25 protein-coding genes and 1 tRNA gene are annotated in these 22,255 nt (G+C 51.0%); 3 read left to right on the forward strand and 23 right to left on the reverse strand.

Going from position 1 to position 22,255, the window contains the following annotated elements:
- The first annotated feature begins 106 nt into the window (after positions 1 to 106).
- Positions 107 to 180, forward strand: a tRNA-Asn gene (locus ABD937_RS19225).
- A 149-nt stretch (positions 181 to 329) separates the two neighbouring features.
- On the opposite strand, the gene ABD937_RS19230 is transcribed toward ABD937_RS19225, so the two are convergent.
- The 7 genes from ABD937_RS19230 to ABD937_RS19260 form a co-directional block, all read right to left on the reverse strand.
- Positions 330 to 539, reverse strand: a complete 210-nt coding sequence (locus tag ABD937_RS19230; protein WP_345257504.1) for a GDCCVxC domain-containing (seleno)protein — start codon at positions 537 to 539, stop codon at positions 330 to 332.
- A 10-nt stretch (positions 540 to 549) separates the two neighbouring features.
- Positions 550 to 1,179: a mercuric transport protein MerTP gene (merTP, locus tag ABD937_RS19235; protein ID WP_345257505.1), complete on the reverse strand. Its 630-nt coding sequence runs from the start codon at positions 1,177 to 1,179 to the stop codon at positions 550 to 552.
- The gene (locus ABD937_RS19240; RefSeq protein ID WP_345257507.1) at positions 1,176 to 1,454 is read right to left on the reverse strand and encodes an ArsR/SmtB family transcription factor; all 279 of its coding nucleotides are present in this window, start codon (positions 1,452 to 1,454) and stop codon (positions 1,176 to 1,178) included. Before ABD937_RS19240 ends, merTP begins: the two co-directional genes overlap by 4 nt.
- 178 nt (positions 1,455 to 1,632) lie before the next feature.
- The gene (locus ABD937_RS19245; RefSeq protein WP_345257508.1) at positions 1,633 to 2,409 is read right to left on the reverse strand and encodes a metallophosphoesterase family protein; all 777 of its coding nucleotides are present in this window, start codon (positions 2,407 to 2,409) and stop codon (positions 1,633 to 1,635) included.
- 10 nt (positions 2,410 to 2,419) lie between these two features.
- The gene (gene arsB / locus ABD937_RS19250; RefSeq protein ID WP_345257509.1) at positions 2,420 to 3,514 is read right to left on the reverse strand and encodes an ACR3 family arsenite efflux transporter; all 1,095 of its coding nucleotides are present in this window, start codon (positions 3,512 to 3,514) and stop codon (positions 2,420 to 2,422) included.
- 31 nt (positions 3,515 to 3,545) lie between these two features.
- Positions 3,546 to 4,379, reverse strand: coding sequence for an arsenite methyltransferase (locus ABD937_RS19255; RefSeq protein ID WP_345257510.1), 834 nt, complete (start codon positions 4,377 to 4,379; stop codon positions 3,546 to 3,548).
- A gap of 54 nt (positions 4,380 to 4,433) precedes the next feature.
- Positions 4,434 to 4,763 (reverse strand): ArsR/SmtB family transcription factor, encoded by a 330-nt coding sequence (locus ABD937_RS19260; protein ID WP_345257511.1) that lies wholly within the window; start codon positions 4,761 to 4,763, stop codon positions 4,434 to 4,436.
- Positions 4,764 to 5,231: 468 nt separating this feature from the next.
- On the opposite strand from ABD937_RS19260, the gene ABD937_RS19265 reads away from it, so the two are divergent.
- Positions 5,232 to 5,681 (forward strand): helix-turn-helix transcriptional regulator, encoded by a 450-nt coding sequence (locus tag ABD937_RS19265; RefSeq protein WP_345257512.1) that lies wholly within the window; start codon positions 5,232 to 5,234, stop codon positions 5,679 to 5,681.
- 77 nt (positions 5,682 to 5,758) lie between these two features.
- Here ABD937_RS19265 and ABD937_RS19270 read toward each other — a convergent pair whose 3' ends face one another.
- Entirely contained in the window at positions 5,759 to 6,541 is a 783-nt protein-coding gene (locus ABD937_RS19270) for a WecB/TagA/CpsF family glycosyltransferase (RefSeq protein ID WP_345257513.1), read from the reverse strand.
- Between the two features lie 354 nt (positions 6,542 to 6,895).
- Here ABD937_RS19270 and ABD937_RS19275 point away from each other — a divergent pair, with 354 nt between their 5' ends.
- On the forward strand, positions 6,896 to 8,128 hold the full coding sequence (locus ABD937_RS19275; protein ID WP_345257514.1) for a sterol desaturase family protein: 1,233 nt from the start codon (positions 6,896 to 6,898) through the stop codon (positions 8,126 to 8,128).
- A gap of 96 nt (positions 8,129 to 8,224) precedes the next feature.
- On the opposite strand, the gene ABD937_RS19280 is transcribed toward ABD937_RS19275, so the two are convergent.
- The 15 genes from ABD937_RS19280 to ABD937_RS19350 form a co-directional block, all read right to left on the reverse strand.
- Positions 8,225 to 8,674, reverse strand: a complete 450-nt coding sequence (locus ABD937_RS19280; protein ID WP_345257515.1) for a YybH family protein — start codon at positions 8,672 to 8,674, stop codon at positions 8,225 to 8,227.
- 300 nt (positions 8,675 to 8,974) lie between these two features.
- A complete protein-coding gene (locus tag ABD937_RS19285; RefSeq protein WP_345257516.1) occupies positions 8,975 to 9,589 on the reverse strand; it encodes a DUF305 domain-containing protein in 615 nt (204 codons plus the stop codon).
- A gap of 145 nt (positions 9,590 to 9,734) precedes the next feature.
- A complete protein-coding gene (locus ABD937_RS19290) occupies positions 9,735 to 10,223 on the reverse strand; it encodes a hypothetical protein (RefSeq protein WP_345257517.1) in 489 nt (162 codons plus the stop codon).
- A 28-nt stretch (positions 10,224 to 10,251) separates the two neighbouring features.
- Positions 10,252 to 11,013, reverse strand: a complete 762-nt coding sequence (locus ABD937_RS19295) for a PepSY domain-containing protein (protein WP_345257518.1) — start codon at positions 11,011 to 11,013, stop codon at positions 10,252 to 10,254.
- A 199-nt stretch (positions 11,014 to 11,212) separates the two neighbouring features.
- Complete coding sequence (locus ABD937_RS19300) at positions 11,213 to 11,818, reverse strand: DUF3347 domain-containing protein (RefSeq protein WP_345257520.1); 606 nt, start codon at positions 11,816 to 11,818, stop codon at positions 11,213 to 11,215.
- Positions 11,805 to 13,007, reverse strand: coding sequence for an efflux RND transporter periplasmic adaptor subunit (locus ABD937_RS19305; RefSeq protein ID WP_345257521.1), 1,203 nt, complete (start codon positions 13,005 to 13,007; stop codon positions 11,805 to 11,807). Before ABD937_RS19305 ends, ABD937_RS19300 begins: the two co-directional genes overlap by 14 nt.
- Before the next feature lie 5 nt (positions 13,008 to 13,012).
- The gene (locus ABD937_RS19310) at positions 13,013 to 14,359 is read right to left on the reverse strand and encodes a heavy metal-binding domain-containing protein (RefSeq protein ID WP_345257522.1); all 1,347 of its coding nucleotides are present in this window, start codon (positions 14,357 to 14,359) and stop codon (positions 13,013 to 13,015) included.
- On the reverse strand, positions 14,337 to 15,581 hold the full coding sequence (locus ABD937_RS19315) for a TolC family protein (RefSeq protein WP_345257523.1): 1,245 nt from the start codon (positions 15,579 to 15,581) through the stop codon (positions 14,337 to 14,339). The genes ABD937_RS19310 and ABD937_RS19315 overlap by 23 nt, the downstream gene beginning before the upstream one ends.
- The gene (locus ABD937_RS19320; RefSeq protein ID WP_345257524.1) at positions 15,565 to 17,499 is read right to left on the reverse strand and encodes an efflux RND transporter permease subunit; all 1,935 of its coding nucleotides are present in this window, start codon (positions 17,497 to 17,499) and stop codon (positions 15,565 to 15,567) included. The genes ABD937_RS19315 and ABD937_RS19320 overlap by 17 nt, the downstream gene beginning before the upstream one ends.
- 4 nt (positions 17,500 to 17,503) lie before the next feature.
- Positions 17,504 to 18,796 carry an efflux RND transporter permease subunit gene (locus ABD937_RS19325; protein WP_345257526.1) on the reverse strand — a complete coding sequence of 431 codons (1,293 nt, stop codon included), beginning with the start codon at positions 18,794 to 18,796 and terminating at the stop codon, positions 17,504 to 17,506.
- Between the two features lie 124 nt (positions 18,797 to 18,920).
- A complete protein-coding gene (locus tag ABD937_RS19330; RefSeq protein ID WP_345257527.1) occupies positions 18,921 to 19,268 on the reverse strand; it encodes a heavy-metal-associated domain-containing protein in 348 nt (115 codons plus the stop codon).
- 25 nt (positions 19,269 to 19,293) lie between these two features.
- Positions 19,294 to 20,388 carry a YncE family protein gene (locus tag ABD937_RS19335; RefSeq protein WP_345257528.1) on the reverse strand — a complete coding sequence of 365 codons (1,095 nt, stop codon included), beginning with the start codon at positions 20,386 to 20,388 and terminating at the stop codon, positions 19,294 to 19,296.
- Between the two features lie 29 nt (positions 20,389 to 20,417).
- Complete coding sequence (locus ABD937_RS19340; RefSeq protein WP_345257530.1) at positions 20,418 to 21,008, reverse strand: DUF3347 domain-containing protein; 591 nt, start codon at positions 21,006 to 21,008, stop codon at positions 20,418 to 20,420.
- A gap of 85 nt (positions 21,009 to 21,093) precedes the next feature.
- Positions 21,094 to 21,486 (reverse strand): HYC_CC_PP family protein, encoded by a 393-nt coding sequence (locus tag ABD937_RS19345; RefSeq protein ID WP_345257531.1) that lies wholly within the window; start codon positions 21,484 to 21,486, stop codon positions 21,094 to 21,096.
- Between the two features lie 262 nt (positions 21,487 to 21,748).
- A complete protein-coding gene (locus ABD937_RS19350) occupies positions 21,749 to 22,243 on the reverse strand; it encodes a heme-binding domain-containing protein (RefSeq protein WP_345257532.1) in 495 nt (164 codons plus the stop codon).
- Positions 22,244 to 22,255: the final 12 nt, after the last annotated feature.

Genomic DNA, 22,255 nt, shown 5'->3' on the forward strand with positions numbered 1-22,255 from the left:
TAGAAAAAAATTTTACGCGGCAGCGTTCCGGAAATTCAGAAACCCCTATTTTTGCTGTCCCGAAACGGAAGGCACCGGCTCCACGGTGCTGAAAGATGAGGGAAATTCCTCCTTAGCTCAGTTGGTTAGAGCATCTGACTGTTAATCAGAGGGTCTCAGGTTCAAGTCCTGAAGGGGGAGCTGAAAATCAAAGGGTTACACGCCAAAAGCGGTAACCTTTTTTCATTTGCACCACAATTTGCACCACAGTGACGCATGTGGTATTACTCCTCGATTGATACTATTGGCAATGCACCACGCCTATGAATTGATCAAAAATCCTGGATTTCCTACCCACAGCAGGACTGATTCTGTTGGATCGGCGGACACTTTACCGTTCCGTAGCTGCAAAACACGCAGCAGTCACCTGGCTGCGGTTTCAGGTGGGTCCTACAGCTGGTACAGGTGTAGAAGTATTGGCAAGCGTCCATCGGCATGGTCTCTGTTTTAGAGGCTCCGCACTTAGGGCATGTTATCGTTGATTCTAATACAACATTCATTTGATTCCGCTTAATTTTTGGTTGGCGAGAGCGCTTCGTAGCCTTTAACCTTATACCCCGTGCGCTTTATTGCCTCAGCAACCGCATCTTCGTTGGTCTGAGCGGGATCGAAAGTTACCAGGCTACTGCGGGACGCATAGGATGTCGTGAAAGCAGTGACCCCTTTCACTTTGGCCAGTTCCACGTTGACATGCTCTTCACATCCAGCGCAAGTCATCCCCGCGATCATGAACTTCACCTGTTTGGTAGATGCGGTAGCTGCAGCGGATGGCTTCAACTGGGCTTTTGGGTAAAACGTTGAAGCGTACATCGGGAAGGCCATCATCCCTGCGGCAAACACGGTAATCAGCACAAGGAAGGCCGTTGACTGCCAGAAGGTGGGCTTCGTCGGCGCAACGCACCCGCAGTCGTCCGTAGCCAGCTTTGCGGGCTTCAGCTTCGTGTACCAGGCCAATGCCAGCACCAGGACGGACAAGCCGATCAGATACGGTCTTGCTGGTTCGATCCAAGAGATACTGGCAGCAATGCTGCTGCTTCCCGCCAGTAGTGCCACCAGCGGCGTAATGCAACAGAGCGACGCTGCCAGGGCGGATAAGACGCCAGCGCCCAGCATTGTTCCGCGGGATTTCGTTGAGGTCATACGGTTTCCAGTTTTTCGGGGTTGGTGATCAGTGCGAACAGCGGATTGAGAACAGCAAGGTGTTTCTCAATGAGTGAGTAGAAGATCGTCTGGCCATCTTTTCTGGCAGTAACCAATCCACCGTCTTTGAGCTTACGCAGGTGCTGCGACACTGCGGGCACGGTCATACTCAGAATATCGGCTAGGTCACAGGGACAAAGCTCCTTCTCTTCTCCGAGCAAAAACAGAATCTTCAGGCGAACCTCATTGCCAACAAGGTCCAGAATCGAAGCCATACCCTGAAGCGACGGCCGTACGGATTCTAAGCGATTTCTACAGGCTTGGATCTGCTCCTGGTCTGCAAGTAGTCTTATACACGTCGATTCCATGACGCAAAAGTAAAAAACATTTAAGCATTTGCTTAAATGTTTCCTTGAATAGCGTTTGCCTGCCTATTTTAAGTGTTTCGTGGGATCAGTATCCTTTACGCAACATGTCCGCGTACTCATTCGGTAGCGGGCTGTCCTCAACAGCCTTAGCCGCCTTCTCTACGTCGTACTCAAAGCGCACGAACTCAACCTGCACCGTCGCCTTCGAAGCGATGGAGCTGTCGGGGTTGATAGTAAGGATCACGTAGCAGCCACGCGGGTCGCCGTCCTTGGGCTTACCGACGGAGCCGATGTTTATCGCATGACGGTAGTGGGGTTGATCACCTGGTTCCGTCGGCAGGATGCGGTGGTAGGGCTTGTGCGTATGGCCAAAGCACATAATGTCGGCGTCAGCACCTTCCATGATCCGCAGGAGGCTCTTCTCGTCGCGGTCCTCGAATAGGTATTCGTTGATCTTGCGGGGCGACCCGTGCACCAGCACCAGGTTTAGCTTTTTGCCTTCGCTCAGCCGGAACTCCACACGGATGTGCGCGGGGAGGGTTCGCAGGTAGCGGCGCTCCTCGAGCTTCACCAGTGAGTTGGTATAGGAGATGGAGATCTTACCCATGTCCTTTTCGGTGTCGGTCTTATAGGCGCAGCCGCACTCGTCGCTCATGAGGCCGATACCCTGATCGTAGTTACCTGCGATGGTGGGGATGCCGCGGCGGCGGATCTCGTTCACCACCTCGTTCGGCCAGATGTTGTACCCCACCAGGTCACCGAGACAGTAAATGGCGTCGGGCTTTTGGTCCTCCACACTTTTGAAGAAGGCTTCCAGCGCAGGGAGGTTGGCGTGAATGTCACTGAACAGAGCTATTCTCATGGTCGTTGAATTATGCTTTTGTAGAAATAGGTTCGGTTGTGTCGGAGTGGTAGTACTTCTTACGGAGCCAGAAGGCCACGTTCACCAGGGCGATTAGCGCAGGCACCTCGACAAGTGGGCCGATCACACCAGCGAACGCTTGGCCGCTGTTGATGCCGAAGACCCCAATGGCTACGGCGATGGCCAACTCGAAATTGTTACCTGCTGCCGTGAAGGCAATGGAGGCGTTGCGGGAGTAGTCAGCGCCCATCTTCTTACCGATGAAGAAGCTCACCAGGAACATGATGGCAAAGTAGATAACCAGCGGAATGGCGATCCGTACCACGTCCAGCGGGATGCGCACGATCAGCTCGCCCTTTAGGCTGAACATCACCACGATGGTAAAGAGCAGCGCGATGAGAGTTATCGGTGAGATTACGGGAAGCAATTTGTTCTGGTACCAATCTTCGCCTTTTGCCTTTTTCAGGATCAGGCGCGTGAGTAAACCCGCCACGAACGGAAGTCCCAGGTAAATGGCCACGCTCTCGGCGATCTGCCCCATGGTTACATTAACCTCGGTGCTCTGGATGCCGAAGAGGGGCGGTAGCACCGTCACGAAAACGTACGCATACACGCTGTACAGGAGCACTTGGAAGATGCTGTTGAGGGCCACAAGGCCCGCAGCGTACTCGCGGCTCCCTTCGGCCAGCTCATTCCATACGATCACCATGGCGATGCAGCGGGCGAGGCCGATGAGGATAAGCCCCACCATGTATTCGGGGTAGTCGTGAAGGAAAACGATGGCCAGCACGAACATGAGGATCGGGCCGACGATCCAGTTGAGGAACAGAGAGGCGCCCAGCACCTTCGTGTTGCGGAACACCTGGCCCAATTGCTCGTAGCGCACTTTAGCAAACGGCGGGTACATCATAAGGATCAGACCCACGGCCAGCGGGATGTTGGTGGTACCGCTCGAAAAGGAGTTGATGAAGCCTGAGGACGATGGGAAAAAGTAACCAATGACGACGCCAATGGCCATAGCCAGGAAGATCCAAAGAGTGAGGTAACGGTCTAGAAACCCCAACCGCTTACGTTCGAGGGCGGGGGCACAGTTGTTTGCTGACATGGTAGCTTGTTAGTATGACAGGATAAGAGGGTTAGCAGCAGCCAACGGCGGGGTCGCAACAAGGCTTCTGAGCGTACACCGTGATGCTGTAGATGCCGACGTCGGAGCGCTTGAAGGACTCCAGCTCGGACTCGGAGAGGTAGTTGCGCAGGATGTCGTCGGGAATGATGATCTGCTTTTCCTTCTGCACCAGGATGCTGGTGAAGCCGTTTACTTTGATCAGCTCCAGGTACACCTCGCGCTGGATGGCTCCGCTTACGCAGCCCGCATACATTTCCGCGGCGTTACGGATGTTGGCAGGGAGGTTACCTACCAGCACGATGTCGGAGATGGAGAAGTGGCCACCAGGCTTCAGCACGCGGAAAATCTCTTTGAAGACACCATCCTTGTTGGGCACCAGGTTCAGAACACAGTTGCTCACGATTACGTCGGCGGTGTTGGCCGTTACGGGCATCTTCTCGATGTCGCCCTGGCGGAACTCTACATTATTGAAGCCGCGGACCTCTGCGTTATGACGGGCCTTTTCAATCATCTCAGGAGTAAAGTCAATGCCGATCACCTTACCGCTCTCCCCTGCCTCATGGCGGGCGATGAAGGCGTCGTTACCCGCACCCGATCCGAGGTCGATCACGGTCTGACCAGGCGTGATCATGGCAAACTGGGTTGGAAGGCCGCAGCCGAGACCCAAGTCAGCGTCGGCGTTGTAGCCTTCGAGTTGGGTGTAATCGTCGGACATGATGTTGTAAACTTCCGTGGAGCAGCCACCTGCGCCGCAGCAGGAAGCAGCGTTGGTATCTTTATCCTGAGCGGCGATCTGGGCGTACTTCTCGCGCACCAGATTCTTCAGTTCTTGTTCCGTTTGCATAGCGTTTATTTTTAATTTATTGTAATATTGCGATTGATCAGCTTAAAAAAGGGGTCAGCAGCAGCCATCCCCACCCTTGTACGAGCCGAACAAAGCGTCCAGCTCCTTCTTGAACTGGCCCCATACCTTCGGATTGATGCAGTAGCAGACGCTGGTCCCTTCCACGGTTCCCTGGATCAGGCCCGCGGCTTTGAGTTCCTTCAAGTGCTGGGAGATCGTCGCCTGCGCAAGGCCCAGTTCCTCCACCAGGTCTCCGCAGATGCAGGCGTTCGCTTTGATGAGGTGCTGAAGGATGGCGATGCGAGCAGGGTGCGCGATGGCCTTGAGCATCGTTGCCAGAGCGTTCTGCTTCGCCGTATACATTTCAGATTTAGTGATCCCCATACTTTCTATTCTATTGCAATATTACATTATACCAATAAATCGGTAAAACTTTTTTCTAAATATTAGCTTCAGACAAGAGCGACAGACATTCATTTGGAAAATGAGGCCATTCACTACCTTCCGATCTAATAAACCTTTACATTAGACCACGACCCGAGAAATGAATCGACCATTCAACTTTATCATAGAAGGGGGCTGGGCCGCGTACGCGCGACCTGATGTAAAAACACAATTACATGTGCACCATGCGGTTGAAATTATCCTTTCGTTTAACGGCCCTTTCGTGTTTCACGAGATGGTATCCATCCAGAAGAAAGTCAGTTTTGTGCTATAGCAGCAGACGTTGAGCACCAGTTTACCGGAAACCCCGAACCAACTCTTTTCATCTATTTTGATGCGGAGACCGAAGACGCAATGCGACTAGTCAAAAAACTAGAACTACAACAGTACGGCTTGAGGCATCTTCCAATGCACATCGTTGATCTAGTAATGGATCATTTGAGCGGATGGGCATGTTCGACCGCACCCGGCGTTGTTCCGAAGCTGAACGAAGCTGTCCAATTCCTACTTGACTCTCTGGCAGGACACCAACCTATTCTTGCCGATACGGTCGATCCCCGAATAACAGTTGCAATAGACCATATTCGCTCATCACTGCAGGACCAGACTTCAATTAAGTCAGTAGCAGCAAAATGCTTTCTTTCGGAAAGCCGTTTTGCACATCTTTTCAAAATCCAAACCGGTATTCCTTATCGGCGCTACGTACTCTGGTGCCGCTTACAAACGGCTATGCTGGCCATTCAGAAAGGAGCAAACTTCACAGACGCTGCGTTTGAAGCGGGCTTCTCGGATGGAGCGCATTTGAGCCGCACCTTTACTGATATGTTCGGTGTTGCTCCTTCCGAAGTGCTTAAATAACTCCTGGCATTCTCGTGTTGGATAAGCTTGGTCTACAGCTACTAAACTCACTAATGCGCGAACAGTAAGTGGTATGATCAGGCAGCTCGCTGTTGTAAGGAGCCGTTCGCTGCATCGGCCTTTCCGGTGGCCGAAACCATGCGTTTAACTTGGAACATACGCCACAAAAAGTGCATGTTACCCAATACATACCGTCTAAACATTCGGCGAGGTTCCAGCCATAAGCGAAAGAGCCATTCTAAACCCATACGTCTCATCTGCAACGGAGCACGCGCAACCTTTCCACCCAGATAGTCAATAATAGCACCTCCGTTAATCAACAAGGCAGGGAAGTTGAGCTCCTGCCGTAAAGCCTCAGCGACCTTTTCCTGCTTGGGATTTCCCATCCCCAGTAATACAATATCAGGTTGCCGACTTTGTACGAGAGCAGCATAATGTTCGCTTAGCTGGAAACCGTCGCAACATAAAACAACCTGTAGCCCGATCTTCTCTAGCTCATGGGCAGCCTTTTCGAGAAAGGGCTGACGGGTCCCCAGCAAAGCGACACGGGCGCCAGGACGAAGCCTTAGTAGATGGGGAATAAAATCGGTGCCGCAAAAGTTCTCGCCTGGGTTTTTACCAATGCCTTTATAGAGCATTTCGATGCCCCTACCATCACGCAGAAGAACATCTGCGTTTAGTAAAGCTGAAAAATATTCCGGGTCAGAATGACATAGGTTAAAACCATGTGCGTTGATAAATGAGAGGACTATAGGCCGCTGCGATTGAGAAATTACCTGATTGAGCACCTTTTCGGCATTCTCCCATGACCCCGACAAATTCACTTTCTCGACGATTGACAAAATATTATACTGCTGCATCGGATCGGTCTTCAATTAGTGATCAATAGTTCGCAATGAGCTTCAAAATAAGAACGTTGCGTTTTCTCTGAACGATCAATGACAATAATTGTGCATTTTCTATTTTCGAACTATGCAGAAGGCTTGTTTCAGAAGACTCTAAACAAACGAGCAAATTTTACCCCATACCATCGAAACCGGTAGTACAAAAACATCACGCTAACGGGCTACGGCCCCAAGTTCATCAATAAAGGTGTGGTCCGACACCGCCCTATGGTATTATTTTGAAAGAGACTGTGTGAGTGTTGCACCAAGAATAGCAGGTTTGTTCAAGTAGTTTCTCCTCAATCGGAGCAGCTTTGCTAAAAAGCTGAAATGAAGCAAATCACACAATATTCCTTTTATCCGATTGCCGTATTGACTTCGTTCATTGTGTTAGTCAGGGGGATGACGATAGGCCCTCTTTACCCGTGGCTTTGCCTATCCATTATTCTTTCATTTGGTATCATCATGCTACTACTTGAAAAATGGATTCCATACGATAAGGAATGGCTCCGAGGCAATGGTGACAGGAACCTCGACCTGACCTATTATATCGTGAACTACCTAATTAAGCTACTGGCACAGTACCTTTTTGTTTGGCCATCCGCTTTTCTTCCGGTCTTAAATTGGTTCCCGGTCAACGCACCCATATGGATACAGGTCATATTCGCCCTGACGATCATCGATTTCTTTCTCTACATCGTTCACCTCTTAAGTCATAAATACCTGGTCCTCTGGCCACTCCACGCGATTCACCACAGCTCCGAAAGACTCTATTTTCTGAATGGGGAGAAGCGGCATGCGCTTCACCAAATACTGGAAGGTGGACCGGGTATTATTGTCTGCTTGCTTATCGGTGTGCCACAGCAAGTAGTTGTAGCGGCATTGGCTGTTCTCGCTGTCAACATGTTTTTGCAACACACCAACTTTGACTACAAAGCCGGGATACTGCGAAGAATCTTTTGTGTAGCGGAGCTCCATCGCTGGCATCATCGGGCAGACTATAAAGACGCGCAGGTAAACTTCGGTGCATGGCTGACAGTATGGGACTATTTATTCGGAACCGCTTATGATAATCCAAAGGCACGTCAGCGCCTGGGATCGATCGGGATCGCAGAAGAGCGAAATTTTTCGAAGACCTATTGGAAGCAGTTACTCTATCCGTTTAGCAAAACTGTGCAAAAAAGCGCAAAGACTACCAGCCTGATCATTGCTCTGTTGTGGGTTTCCGGTCTGAAAGCGCAGTCGACAGGTGATGCTCTTCTCGGCACTTGGGAGCTGGAGGACGGCTCTGTAAGGATACAGGTATACAATGAAGCACCGTACTATACTGGAAAAATAGTGGTTCAGAAAGGTAGCACAACGGCCATCGGAAATAAAGTGCTGTGGAACATGAGATTTGATCCGAAAGAAAACGAATGGAATAACGGAAAGATTCAAATGCCCGATATGGGACACCCTGCTCACTGCTCGATTCGACTAAAAGATGTGAATACGGCCATTGTAACCGGCTACCATGGATTTCGCTTTCTCGGAAAAAGCAGGGGTTTACACCGTCTTCGTTGATACACAAGGAAATTCACGGAACATCAACTTCCAATCTCTGCAAACACGTTGGCTCAACATTTTCAGTTCTGAGCGAAACAAACTCTGGAAACCGTGCTACTTAGCCCTTCGAAAAGAGCTATGTGTCAAAGCAATCTTCCATCCCTGGCGGGTTTTTCGCAAGACGGTTGTTGCTACCCCTTTGCTTTTAATCACGCTATCGTCCTTAGCGAGCACAATCGTATACAGATAAGTTTCGGTGGCATACGCATAATCCTCATTGAGCACGACGTCAACCTGATAATTGGAAAAGGTAAAGGATTTGAACGCTTTTAGCTCCGGACCCAGGTGGTGACCCAGGTAACTTTGGATCCCGCCTTCGTCGGTGCCGCCTTCGTATACCTTTGCGCCGGAAACAAAAAGGGGGGTGATTCCCGATGTGTCCAGTTGCTCCAACTTCGTTTTGTACGCCTGGAGTATCGCTTTAATCTCATTCTCATCTTTGCGCTGTGCAAGAAGTGGTGCAGCAAAAAGGATGGCGGCAAAAAAACAGAGGAAGTTCTTCATGAGATCAAAAGGTATTTTTAGGGCTAGGCTGGTTCGTGTTCGAAAAAACCTTCCCTTTGAAAGTATTTAATAATATTCGCCTCTAAGATAATCTTCCTTTTAGAAGACATAGCGCTTCAAGCGCTTCATCGCAAATCGACTCATAGCCATCGTGCCTTTCCCTGAAAACCGATGGCCAACGGCGAAACAGGCCCAAGTTTTACGAAAAGAGTGCCCCTGGAAAGGGGCACTCAACACGTCTCATGTGCATATGCGTAGCTGGTTTCCTCACCGGGGCTGCACATCACACAATTTACTAATTTATCTTCGGTTGGCGCGAATCCAGTTCGTCAACTCCTGTATTTCCTCCATCTGGTCATCGATCATCCGCTCAGCCATCGCACGCAATTGCGTATTGTTGCTGTGGTGCAGATAAGCGGATGAATTTTCAATTGCCTCCTGGTGGTGAACGATCATCAATGTAGCGAAGTCATTGTCAGTATCGCCGGTTATAAGTTGAACATCAGCAACACCGCCCCCCTTTTCCATGGTTTCCATCAGCTCCATCGCGAAGGCCATGTCCATGTTATCGACTGCCAGTGTAGCCAGAAGCGTATTGAACTCCTGTATTTCCTGCTGCTGTTTCGTAATTATTTTCTGGGCCAAGCGCTTCAGGCTATCGTTTGTGCCTTTCTGCAGCTCGACATTTGCCATTTCGATTGCTCCCTGGTGATGCATCCGCATCATCTTCGAGAAATCAATCTCCGGATCGTTCGACATCTGCATAGTGTCCATCCGGCTCATCATCTGGTGCATTACCCGCATCATCTCGTTCTGATCGTGAGCCTGTAACTGGGGGCCGGTTGCCTCATCATTGTCTTTTTTACAGGCGCTAAAGAAGAGCAGTGCAAAAAGCGGAAGCAATAACTTTTTCATAGTGTTACATTTCTGATTAGCAAACCAGCATAATAACTATGCCACCCGCAAAAGATGTGGTTTAGCCACCAGTATTCTTCAGCAACGATTGCTTGCTAAGGTTTGCAACACCCATGTCCGCGCATGTGCTTATTGGTGAAAAAACTCAGGGATGGTGCAGATTGTGCACCTGGTGTAGTGAATCCAAGGTGTGGTGGTGGTTGAAGTTATGACCTGGGTGGTGGCCGTCGTGATTATTGTGGCTGTGGTTGGAAGGACCGGTTACCAGTGAATCATTTGCATGCCCGAGATAAGGATGATGGTAGTGATGTTGGTGGTGGATGTTCGGGTCGTAGCTCGTCCAGTGGTGGCTATGATCGTCATGCACGTAAGTGCCATGCTGGTAGTGTTGATGATGCACCCAAAAGAGCGAGTCCTGATGATGATAGGCGCTGTCGTGATGGTGCCGCTGTACATTGGTAGTAGCTGTTGTCAGGCCCATAAGTGCAGTACGGGCTCCGGAGAGCGCATTAGTCATCGCCTGTGAGGCGGCCAAGTCGGAACCGGAAAGCACTTCAGCGGAATCCGGATTGCTGCTTTTCTTATTGCAAGCGAGCAGCACAACGGCAAATAAGGCATAGGGCAAAATTCTCATGACTGGAAATTTCAGTAATATCTCAAATTTAGATCTTCTGAAGCGGGTGGGGAATGGTTTTTCGCTTTCGCTTCCGAAAAACCCGGGAACTAATTCCGAAAAGGACAAAGCCGGAAATCACTGTAACGAGTCCGAACACAGAAAATATCCGCAACAGCCAGTTATTTATGTTGTCGCGCCCCTGGTAATCCATGGTATGCGTCATCCAGAGCCAGTCAAAAATTCGCCACCGATCATTCCGGAAAGTTTCCACTTTCCCGTATGCGGCCGATACATAGACTGTGGTCCGGGTCGGGTGCTCGAATTGCACGGCCCAGGCCGGCAACGGCCGTTCGCGGTATTCGTGGTGTCCACCCGTTTCGGTAAGCAGTTGCACCTTGCGCACTGCCCACGGGCCAGAAAAGCTCTCCGAAGCGATTTGTATCGCTTCGTCACGGGTTACGGGAGGACGTGTGATGCCGGTTGCAGCATCGGCAAGGACCCGGTGCAACGTCCCGCCCGAATAAAAGGCGATGCCATAATGCGCACGATCCAAAAGGGGCAGCAGCTGAATAGATTGCAGTGAATCGACGGGAACCTCAAGCAGCTGCAGCACCGTACCAGGCGAGACGAATTGTTGCGTTCCGGAAAATGCCCGTGGTTTCCGGCGCTGATGATCACCATGAATTTCGTCTATATCGCTCCAGCTAAAATAAAGCCCGCTGATTGTCCAGAACAAAAATTGCATCCCCAACAGCACTCCCAGGTAACGATGTGCTTTCCGGATATAAAAGTGTCGGCTCTTGGCCATAATTGACGGGTTTTAGATTCCTGCTCATAAAGCTTGGGCTGTTGCGCGCTGTTTCCAGAAGCGCGGCGGCAATTCGAAGCATCATCATTTCGGTTCCCTGCCTTGGAATTAGGCGGTTACTTATTGCCGGATGCGGTATGCGTGGCCGTCGAAATGATTGACGTCATTGAACCGCGACAAACTTCGGCATGCAATGCACTCAAGGAGTAGTGTTGCGCTTTCCGATTGTATCCTGGATTTCTCCACACGTAAGCATCTCCGATCCGTAGTAGGGGTTCCGCACAACAGGCATCGAAGTCAACCAGGCGGCGCCGGCTCCATCGCGTGCCATTGGACAATAGGCGACAAATAGCGGCGCTCCTGCCACCCCGGCGGCTTCGACGTGACGGATCAGCTCCTCGCTTAATGCGGCAAAGGCCTGGCGCTGCGCAGACAAGGAAGCTGCATTCAGCATGCGGTTGGCAGCTGATGCAAGTTGCCCGCCGCCTGGATATGCCCGCGCGCCGGCTTCGATTGTGCTGGCCGAAAGCCGTGCGGATGCCACATCTCCCTGCACCAGCGCCTCTTCGGCTTCCAGATAGTGCGGATAGATAGCATGCAAAAGATCCTCTTGGATTACCGGAACCATTTTACTGCCTCCTACCCGTTGGACAACCGACGAATCCGTCTTCGGCTTGGCGGCTGTCGCTGGTGCCTGATTCGATTGACAACCGGACAGTGCACTAAAGACGATCAAACAAGAAACCATTGATCGTCTTAAAAAAAATTGATTAAAAATCATCGCTGGTTTTTTACTGATTCGCATCGACAGGGTTTTTTCCTTTTTTCAATATATACTCGCTGTAAAGTAGGTAAGCCCCGGAAGTAACTACTTTCTCACCGGCCGTCAATCCCGTCAGTATTTCGACCTGCTCGGCTGTTTCTGCGCCGGTGGTTACCGGCTTCGGGACAAACTTTTCCCTGTCGACCTGCAGCCATACGTGGGCCTTGTTTCCGTCCCGAATAACCGCATCGATGGGAAGGGTCAACTTGCTGCCCGCAGATTTTTCACCAGGCAACAGGACAACTACTTGCATACCGGGTTGGAAACGCCCGCCCCGGTTACTTATCGTACCCCTTATCTGGACTACCTGTGTATTAGTCTGAACGGCTGGTGTGACAAAACTCACAACCATTTCCTCGGGCTCTTCCTCGGATCCGGCCACCAGTACCTGAACACGCTGTCCGTTTCGGATCCGCTCAGCCTCCCGCGGATAAACGTCGGCTTCGACCCACACCTGCTGGTAGCTTTCCAGCTTCATGATCGGTCCGCCCTCAGCTACGTATTGGCCCTCCGTGACACTGAGCTCAGCAACGATCCCGGAAGCGGGGGCGAGGTAAATGACGTTTGGGTCAACTTTTTTGGATTGAAGCAGTTTTTGAACCTGGCCTTCTGCCTGGCCATACAAAAGCAGCTTTTGCCGGGCTGCATAGGCTAGCTCTCTGAACCGGGCGTCGCTGGGAAAGGCTGCCGCTTGTGCCGCCAAAACCAGGTACTCCTGTTGTAACGCCTGGAGCTGCTCCGAATAGATACGGTAAAGAACCTGACCTTTTCGTACGGGATCACCGGTCTGGCGTACGGACAGCTGATCGATGCGGCCGGCCACGCGCGCCGACACAAAGCGGGTCCCCTCCGGGCTAACCGTCAAACGGGCGTTGAGCCGGGTCACAGTGCTCAGATTTCCTGTTCCGACCGCCATGGTTTGAATGTTTGCAAGCATTTGCTGACTTCTCCCCAGGGTGAGCGATTTTTCCTGATTTGTTTTGTCGAAGGGAACAAGGTCCATACCGCAGATCGGGCAGGTGCCGGGCTCGGTGCGAACGATCTGAGGATGCATCGGGCACGTATAAGTTTGCTTCTTCGCAGCAGTTTCGGCCTGCGGTGTTTTCTTCGACTCGCAGGAAGAGCCCCAAAACAGCAGAAGCAACACCAGTGATGAAAAAAAGATACGCATGTAGACTAGTTGTTAGGCTGTTGATTAGATAACGAGTTGCGCAATCGGATGAAGCTTTCGCTATCGACCAGGTAGGCTGCATTTCGGGCAACCTCCCACCCGGATACGCCGGTTTCGATGAGTACAAGATCCTCAGCGGAAAGACTGACCTTCACTTCAACGGGGGCGAAAACGCGGCCATCTTTCCTAAAAACCACCTGCCGCCCACCCAGGTCCACTACGGCACTGGAGGGTAGCCACCACCCCCTATTCAGCACTGGAATACGCGCTGTGACCAGTTGTCCCACCCGAAGTCTGCTGTCTGCTGTATACACTCTGGCAAGCGTAAAGCTACTTCCCGCCCGGTAGGTCGGCTGAATCAAGCCGATAGAACCTGTGTACACGGACTCAGGGTCATTGGACTTAAAGAAGACCAGCTTCTGTCCACGTTTTACCGAAGCGGCCAAGGCTGGTTGGAGGGCAAACTCGGCAACGAGATTCTGGTCCCGATACACCGAAAAAACCGTTTGTCCGGCGCCGACGTATTGTCCTTCCCGCAACAGTAAACTCGTTGCACTTCCGGATGATACGCCGCCGCCCGAAGGCGCAATCGCGGGCTCAGCAGCTCCGCCTCCCATTGACCCCATACCATCGGCACTACCTGCCGACGCACCGGTGCCAACGCTTGCCTGAGGAGCGCTCAGAGCTGATCCCTGCTCCAGAACATACCCGCTTACCGTGCTAAAGACCGGCACCCGGTACAAAATGCGCCGGCTCTGCAATACGTGCCGTATTTGCCCCTCCTGCATCCCCAGCAGAGATAGTCGTTGCCGGGCTCTTGCAAGCAGGGATGCATCTCCACCCGATTCAGCGATAAATAATAACTCCCGCTGCGCAGCTGCCAGGTCTGGGGAATAGATCTCCATAATCAGCTCACCTTTACGTACCGGCTGGAAATTGTAGCGTATATAGAGTCGCTCGATCCGCCCGCTGACACGGCTTGAGATAGTAACTTTATTTCGGGTATCGTAGGTGACGACACCTTGCGCCGGCAAAGAGAAAATCCGTGTGCCGCTTTCGGGACGAACAGTGGCAACATCAGCTACGACTTGTTCATTCACCGGCTTTAAAAGGCTTGCCAAAGCCGTATCCCCTTCCATTTCCGAAGTCCCCATCCCTTTTTCCACCAGGTCCATAGCACAGATCGGGCACTTACCGGGCTGGTCACGAATAATTTGCGGATGCATGGGGCAGGTATACTCCACTTTGTGATCGGAAGCCATTCCACCCGTCTTCTTTTTTTGGTCCTTACAGCCAGCAACCAGAAAAAAAAGCATCAAAACCAACGCACTAGCGATATAGTGATTTCTCATAGTCTGCGATCATTTGGTAAAGCCGGAGTTTTTCCTCCAGCGCCTGCGTTTGAAGCATGTTCAACGCCTCCCAGGCGTCAAGCACTACCGGAAGCTGGATTTTATTTTCCTGGTAGTTGATATAATAGGCATCCAGGGCCTTTTGCATTTGTGGAATTACCGTCTCTTCAAGCCCCCGGATGCGTCTTTCCATAGTTGCGATCTCCGCCTTCATACCATAGGCCATGCCTTGCGACTCGATCAGCATTGCCTTTCGCTCTTGTTCCATTGCCTGAATGTTGAGCTGCATGCCTTTAACGCCTGATTTATACATCTTGGAAGCCCAAGGCGCAATGGGGATGGAAACCATGGCCATGACGCTATACTGATTGGGCATCATGGCGTCAAGCGGATACATATGATCGTACTGAATCTTAAAATCTGGACGCCGCTGCCGGTTCATCGACTCGATATCAAGACGCATGCTTTGGATATTGGCATCCATGCGCCGGATATCCCCGCGGGCGGCCGCGAGGTAAGCCGTATCCACCGCTACTGAACTTGCAGTTACAGAAAGCGTAGTATCGACCGTAAACTGGAAATCGTACGGAGCGTTCATGAGTCCATTCAGGTAAGCATGCGCACGGGCAATCTCCCCCTGCTGCATCCGAATCATGTTCCGGTTCTCTTCGATCCGTGCATCGACCTTATAAATACCCCCGAGCTGCGATTGGTTATAGGGATAGCGTACCTCCTCGATCTTCCGCATGGTGACCATAATCCGTTCGTTGCGTTCCAGCACGGAGATACGCTGCCTTGCAACCAGCCAGGTATAATACTGACGTCTTGCCTCCGCCCGCAAATCGTTCCAGGTAACGGCTTTCCCTGCTTGCTCAATGGCCGCCTGCGACTCAATATATCGTTTGCGAGCGTTCAGCTTGGAGGGATTAGTAATATCCTGTTCTATCCGCAGCATCAATTGACCTGCATCACTGGGCTCCATTTTCATTTGGCCCGGATAAGGAGTCATAAACGTCCCTAGTCCGACCATCGGTGCCATCTGGGCCGTCGCGGCATCAGCGCTATAACGGAAAGCCTGCGCCCGAAGCTCAAAAGCATGCAGCTGCATATTGTTGCGCTCGATCCGGGAAAGAACGCTATCCAGCGGCAATACCGGGCCTTGCGCGAGCGCTCCAATCGAAAGCAACATAGCTGCACCAAACAGCTTAATGATGCACATCATAAACCTCAAGTTTTCCATGTTTACGCAACTCATATTCTTTCGTCATCAAAAAGATAAGGGGGGTAACCAGCAGGATATGCGTCGATGAAGTCAATACCCCGCCAATCATCGGCAGCACAATCGGCTTCATTACATCGGTGCCAACACCACTTGCCCACAGTACTGGCACGAGGCCAAACAGGGAGACCGAAACGGTCATCAGCTTTGGCCGTAGGCGCTTTGCGGCACCAGCGATGACATATTGGCGCAAGTCTTCCCGCGTGATGGTTTCGCTGGAATTTCCCTTGATCTTGATCAACTGCTGCATCGCGTCGTTCAGGTAAATCACCATAACAATACCGGTTTCTACTGCAATACCAAAAAGAGCAATAAAACCGACTGCTACGGCGACTGAAAGATGCACACCCCAGAAGTAGATGATGTAGGCGCCTCCGATCAATGCAAAGGGAACGGTAATAAGGCTCAGGAATGCCTCTCGCGCCGAGTGGAACGCGAAGTATAAGGAGAAAAAGATAATCAGGACTACAATAGGGGCAATGATCAGCAGTGTTTGCTTTCCGCGAATCAGGTTTTCGTACTGCCCGCTCCATTCCACAAAGTAGCCCTCCGGAAGTATGCCTCTTTGACTATTGATTTTTGCGATCGCCTCCTGCACGGTGCTTCCGAGATCACGGTCACGGACGTTGAACAGCACGGCTCCGCGGAGCAGTGCATTCTCGGACTGAATCATCGGGGGCCCGGACTCAAATTGCACATCAGCTACGGCGGAAAGGGGTACTTCGCCAAACGAAGCGGACTGAAGTGGTATCCGGCGGATCTGCTCCACACTGTTACGAAACTCCTGCCCGATGCGGACACTGATCGAAAACCGCTGGCGCTTCTCGATGGTGCTGCCGACCGAAGCTCCACCGATGGCAGTTTCCACCGTTTGGTTGACGTCATCAACGCTGATGCCATACCGGGCAAGGTCGTCGCGACGGATATTGACGCTCAAATATTTCCCCCCTGTTATCGGCTCGACATAAAGATCTGACACACCTGGAGTGCCTTCCAGCGCTGCCTTTATTCGTTCCGATACCACGGCGAGCGAGTCAAGGTTCTGTCCATAAACTTTCACGCCCACATCGGTCCGAATACCGGTAGAAAGCATGTTGATGCGGTTGATAATCGGCTGTGTCCAACCGTTCACCACACCGGGGATTTGTAATTTATTGTCAAGTTCCTGAACAATATCGCTTTTAGTGATGCCGGGCCGCCACTCTGAACGCGGCTTAAGCATTATAATCGTCTCGATCATACTGATCGGGGAATTGTCTGTAGCTGTACTGGCACGACCGGCCTTACCGAGCACCTTGTCTACTTCCGGTACGGACTTGATAATCTTATCCTGCACCTGCAGGATGCGCTTTGCTTCGCCGTTGGAAATATCCGGTAGGGTTACCGGCATAAACAGAATACTCTGCTCATCCAGCGGTGGCATAAACTCAGTACCAAGGCTACGCACTAGGGGGATGCTGATCAGAAGCGCCAATATATTAATCGCAAGAGTAGTCTTCCGCCATTTCAACACACCGCGAATCACCGGCGTATAAACGCGCTCCAGAAAACGGTTCACCGGGTTGGCGGTATCCGGAAGAAAGCGCCCTTTCATAAAAAAAGACAGCAATACCGGCGCGAGTGTAATCACCAGGAATGCATCCACAATCATGATAAAGGTCTTGGTAAATGCGAGCGGATGGAACAGTTTGCCTTCCTGTCCGGTTAGCATGAATACCGGCAGGAAAGACGTGATAATGATGACCGTGGCGAAGAAAACGCCGCGGGACACTTGTTTGCTGGAGTTCTCGATAATCTGAATCCGTTCTTCATCCGATATCCATTTCTCGGGCTTGCGAAAAAGCCTTTTTAACCACTTCATAATTTCAGATTGATGTTTTTTTCTGTTGCTGCCAGAGCGCATAGCGTTCAGCAAGCTGCTTATAGGCGTTCTCGCTCATGATGATTCCATTGTCCACGATCACCCCAATGGCAAGGGCGATACCGGTGAGCGACATAATGTTAGAGGAAATTCCGAACAGGTTCAGCAGGATAAAGCTGATGGCCAGCGTAATGGGTATCTGGATAACGATACTCAATGCACTGCGCCAATGAAAGAGAAAAATAAGTACGATCAACGACACCATGATCATTTCTTCCATCAACGTATGTTTAATCGATTCGACCGACTCCTCAATGAGCTGTCCGCGGTCGTAGACAATATCAAACTTGACGCCTTCAGGCAGGCCTTTAGCAACCTCCGCCATTTTTGACTTGATGCCTCTGATCACTTCGTCCGCATTCTCTCCATAACGCATCACGACAATACCGCCTACACGTTCTCCGGTACCATCCTGGTCGAAAATACCAAGTCTGCTTTCACCGGTCATTTGTACAGTACCAAGATCCGAGACCCGCACCGGCACGCCGCTTTCATTCTTGACCGGTATGTTCCGGATCTGTTCAATGGATTGCAGGTAGCCAGATGTCTTAATAATGTAGCCGATATCGCTGAGCTCAAATTTTCGTCCCCCGGACTCATTGTTGTTGCTTCTGACGGCAGCGATCACATTGGGAACCGAGAGCTTGTAATAAAGCAGCTTATTGGGATCCAGCACCACAGAATACTGCTTCTGAAAGCCGCCGAAGGAGGCAATTTCGCTGACGCCCGGTACATTCTGCAAGGCAAACTTGACGTACCAGTCCTGAATCGCGCGCTGTTCGCCCAAGTCCATACCCGGCGCATCAAGCGTATACCATAAAATATGACCAACGCCTGTCCCATCGGGCCCGAGGCTGGGGGTAACGCCTTGCGGAAGCGTTTGACTCAGCGTACTCAGCCGTTCGAGCACGCGCGACCGTGCCCAGTACACGTCTACGTCGTCTTCGAAAATAATATAGATGAAACTCATACCAAACATGGAAGTTCCTCGTACATACTTGATACGCGGCAGGCCCTGGAGGTTAGTGACCAATGGATAGGTTATCTGATCCTCGATCAGTTGAGGAGCGCGTCCCATCCATTCCGTAAAAACGATAACCTGATTCTCGGAAAGATCAGGGATCGCATCAATAGGATTGCGCTTGACGCTGACGCCCCCCCAAACGAACAAACCAATGGCCAGTGCCAAAACAATGTAGCGGTTGCGCAAGGACCATTCAATAATCTTATGTACCATAAAACGCCCTTCATTGTATTGCCGATCGAATTTCCTTTTCGACAATAAAAGATTAAGTAAAGGGCCGCCGGCTGCAACCAGCGGCCCTTAGATGTGTTTCATCGGCCCGGAAATAGGGCTTCGGTTAGCCTTTGGTTTCTACGGACTTTCGTTCATAGCGGCAGCAGCCGGGCAATTTCTTATAGACGGCATCATCAGCCCTAAATTTGTCGGTGTCGTGACCTACTGACGCAACTTTCCGCTGAATGTCCTCCAACGACACAACGTCAGCATTGAAAGTCACCTGCATTATTTTTGTTTCGTCGTTCCACTCTACTTCCTTAACACCGCTGATGCGCGCTGCTTTTTCAATACGATGCTTGCACATCCCGCAATTTCCTGACACCTTGAAGCTGTCTACTTTCTCATGAGCGAATACGGATACTGCTACCAGTTGAAATACAGCGATCAGGGCTAGTTGAAAATACTTCATTGTTTCTTTATTTGATAGTGGAATGTTAGTTTTTAATCAGGATACCATTAGGCTTAAGGCCTACTGCAACATCGCGGATCTTGCTGTGGGTGTTGACATTTATTACGGAAACGCTACGTGCCATCTGGTTTGTCACATAGGCTACAGTGCCGTCAGCAGTAAAAGCAACCGCATGGGCCCCGGCCGCAGCATCAAACACCCCCCCGTGCACCCACTGATTTCCACTTCGGTTCCAGTAATGAACCTTACCATTGTCGGGGTCAGTTACCCAAAGCTCATTTTTCTGAAGGTTGTGCGCCACGCTGCCCGGCATGAACCCAAGGCTAATTGTTTGCACAACTGCGTTTGTCGCTACATCAATCACACTGACCGTTTCGCCCATCTCGTTGTCTACGTACATTTTCCCGTCGAAACCTACCCAGGCTGCCACCGGCTCATCACCTACGGGTATTGTTGCCGTCACCGTCTTTGAAGCCGGGTTGATGACCATTACGTTGTCATCGCCGCCATTTGCCACATAGGCTTTTGACCCACCCGAGGAAAAGGTTACTTCTGCCGGATCTGCACCTACTGTTATGGTATTCTTGAGCGCATAAGTCTGCGCGTCGTAAACCAGCACTTTGCCGGAATTCATTTGCGAAGTCCAGATTTCGGACCCATCCGGAGAGAAGGTAGCGTTGTGGTTCATATCCGGCAGCGATAAAGACTTCTGCATGGTGCCTTTCTCAGCGTCCAATACCATCAGTGCACCTGCCATGCCACCGGTTTGGCCGCCATGCCCGGCACTCAGGTCCATCCCAGGGAGCGCGACCGCCAGGCGACGGCTGTTGCCGGAGGAATACAGCGATATATGATGGGGCCACATTCCCATACTTCCCATTCCGGGCATCGCCAGTGCGATGCTGTCCACCACTACATTGTCCGACATGCGGATCACACTGATGGAATTACTTTCACCATTCACTACAAAAACGGCAGGAAAGTTAAAATTCTTCTCCATGCCTCCCATTCCGGACATGTCATCGTCCATATCCATTTTGTGCTTACGGCAGGAAGCCAAAAAAGCCGTCGATAGTACGACGCCGCCGAGGAGGAAGAACGCCCAAATGCGATTGTTCATAAAAGGTGTTTAGATTTTAGTATTAGATGTTACTTGATAACTTCTTTGACATTGCCACATTTTGGCATTTTTTTACCCATGTACGGATTGGAAATAGCCTCTTCCTTACTCAACCAATCTGCCCCTTTGTCGCCATTAGCCATTGGGCAATGCCCTACGTACAGGGGGGCGTCCCACCCGAACGACTTGACGAGCGCTTTCACGTCATCGCTCATCATTACAAAATGCTCTCGTTGATGGTCGATCTTGGATGCGCTTTCCGCGATATGCTCTGCCATTTCCTTAAGGTCATCGGAGACATCAGCATATGTTTTTTGCTGCTCTTGCGTAAACCCGGAAGCATCCACCTTGGAAAGTTCAGCGACCATGGCCTTTGCGCCAGCAGCAGCCTCGCTTCCGTTGTCACCCGCCAATGCGTCTTTGACATGCATATAGTGACCGACAATAGCATTTACGGAAGAATTACCCTTTGCAGTTTCCGCAGGAACTGCGGTAGTACCGGTTTTATCACTCTGGTCGGAATTTGCGGTGGCGGTACCACCGGGCGAAGTTGAATCGTTGTTACAGGCAGACACAAAGAGGGCAAGGCCAAGCGCCATGCTGAAATAAGCAGGTTTCATGTTGTTATGATTTTAAAAGAGAAAAAAGTACGCAAGATCAGACCGAAGAACGCCAGAAAGCCCGGCGAATGCCAGGCAAGCAATATCAGAGCAGCAGGGAGCGTGTCCGCAAATAAATAGGCAGGTTGCCTAGTAGCGGTGGTCCATGGGCGAACGGATACGCACGCACAGGCGTGCTGACAACCAGAAAATCACCGTAGGGATTAAATACAGGCGCAATAATGTGCGGCGCTGCAATCTTCAGGTCACTCGAAGAAAACTGCTTTTGATCCGCCTTGAGTTTTACCTCCGCCTTTGTATCCTTACAGCAATCTTTGGATGCTTCTGTATCCATGCCACACTGATTGCAGGCTTTATCTTCCGGGGATGAAAACCCCCAACCTGCAACCCGGTCCATGCAATAGTGTACATGCACGGTAGCCCCAACCGTGCTGGTCATGTAAACGAGTAGCGTAAAAAATAAAATGAGCTTTTTCAAGTAATTAGGCAAATGCCGTCAACAAAATTAGGTTATGGGATGGATTGAACCGAGAAACGGGCAGTTTTTTTCCTTCGTTTACATCCTGTTTAACAAAAAGCAGGCATCAAATAAAACCATCGATTTGCAAACGCTTGAGAATTAGGCGTATAGGAATTCCCATTTGACCCGCATCTGTTTCCGGAATGGTCCATTCCGTGCCGGAATGAGAATGCTACATGCACCAAAGTCGGAGGGCCGAGGGATTGACTAAAAAAAGCCGCTATTTCCGGTCTTCTAGGAATCGACGCGTACTGTCTGTCCAAGCGATCAGAAGCCTGCGTTGTTCTTCGGACAAATCCGCATCGCGATGTATCCACACATAAGATCGCGGGGGCATCTCTTTTTCTTCAACCTGCTCCGTGATGGCTGATAGTTTACTGCGCATCCGGCGCGGAGAAAGGGAGCCGAACTCCGAAAAGTTCAGCTCCTTTTTTCCCTCACGCACATGATTGGCTAAAAAAACACTTACCGGGCTGATTTCAGCATACCACGGATACCGGGTCCGGTTGGAGTGGCAGTCGTAGCAGGCAGTAACCAATACCGCCTGGACGCTGTCGGGAACGGCGACAGCGTGGATGAGTCCCCCGGCTGCCGGCATGACCTCGCCCAGATTTTTCGGCGGCCGATAGAACTGAATAAGAATGAATGCAGCGAAAAGTCCAATCAGGATCTTTCGTCCCCATCGCTTTTTTTTCCTAGTCGGATGGTGTTCCATGTTCAAATTCTT

The organism is Flaviaestuariibacter amylovorans (genome assembly GCF_039541815.1).
Taxonomy (GTDB): domain Bacteria; phylum Bacteroidota; class Bacteroidia; order Chitinophagales; family Chitinophagaceae; genus Flavisolibacter; species Flavisolibacter amylovorans.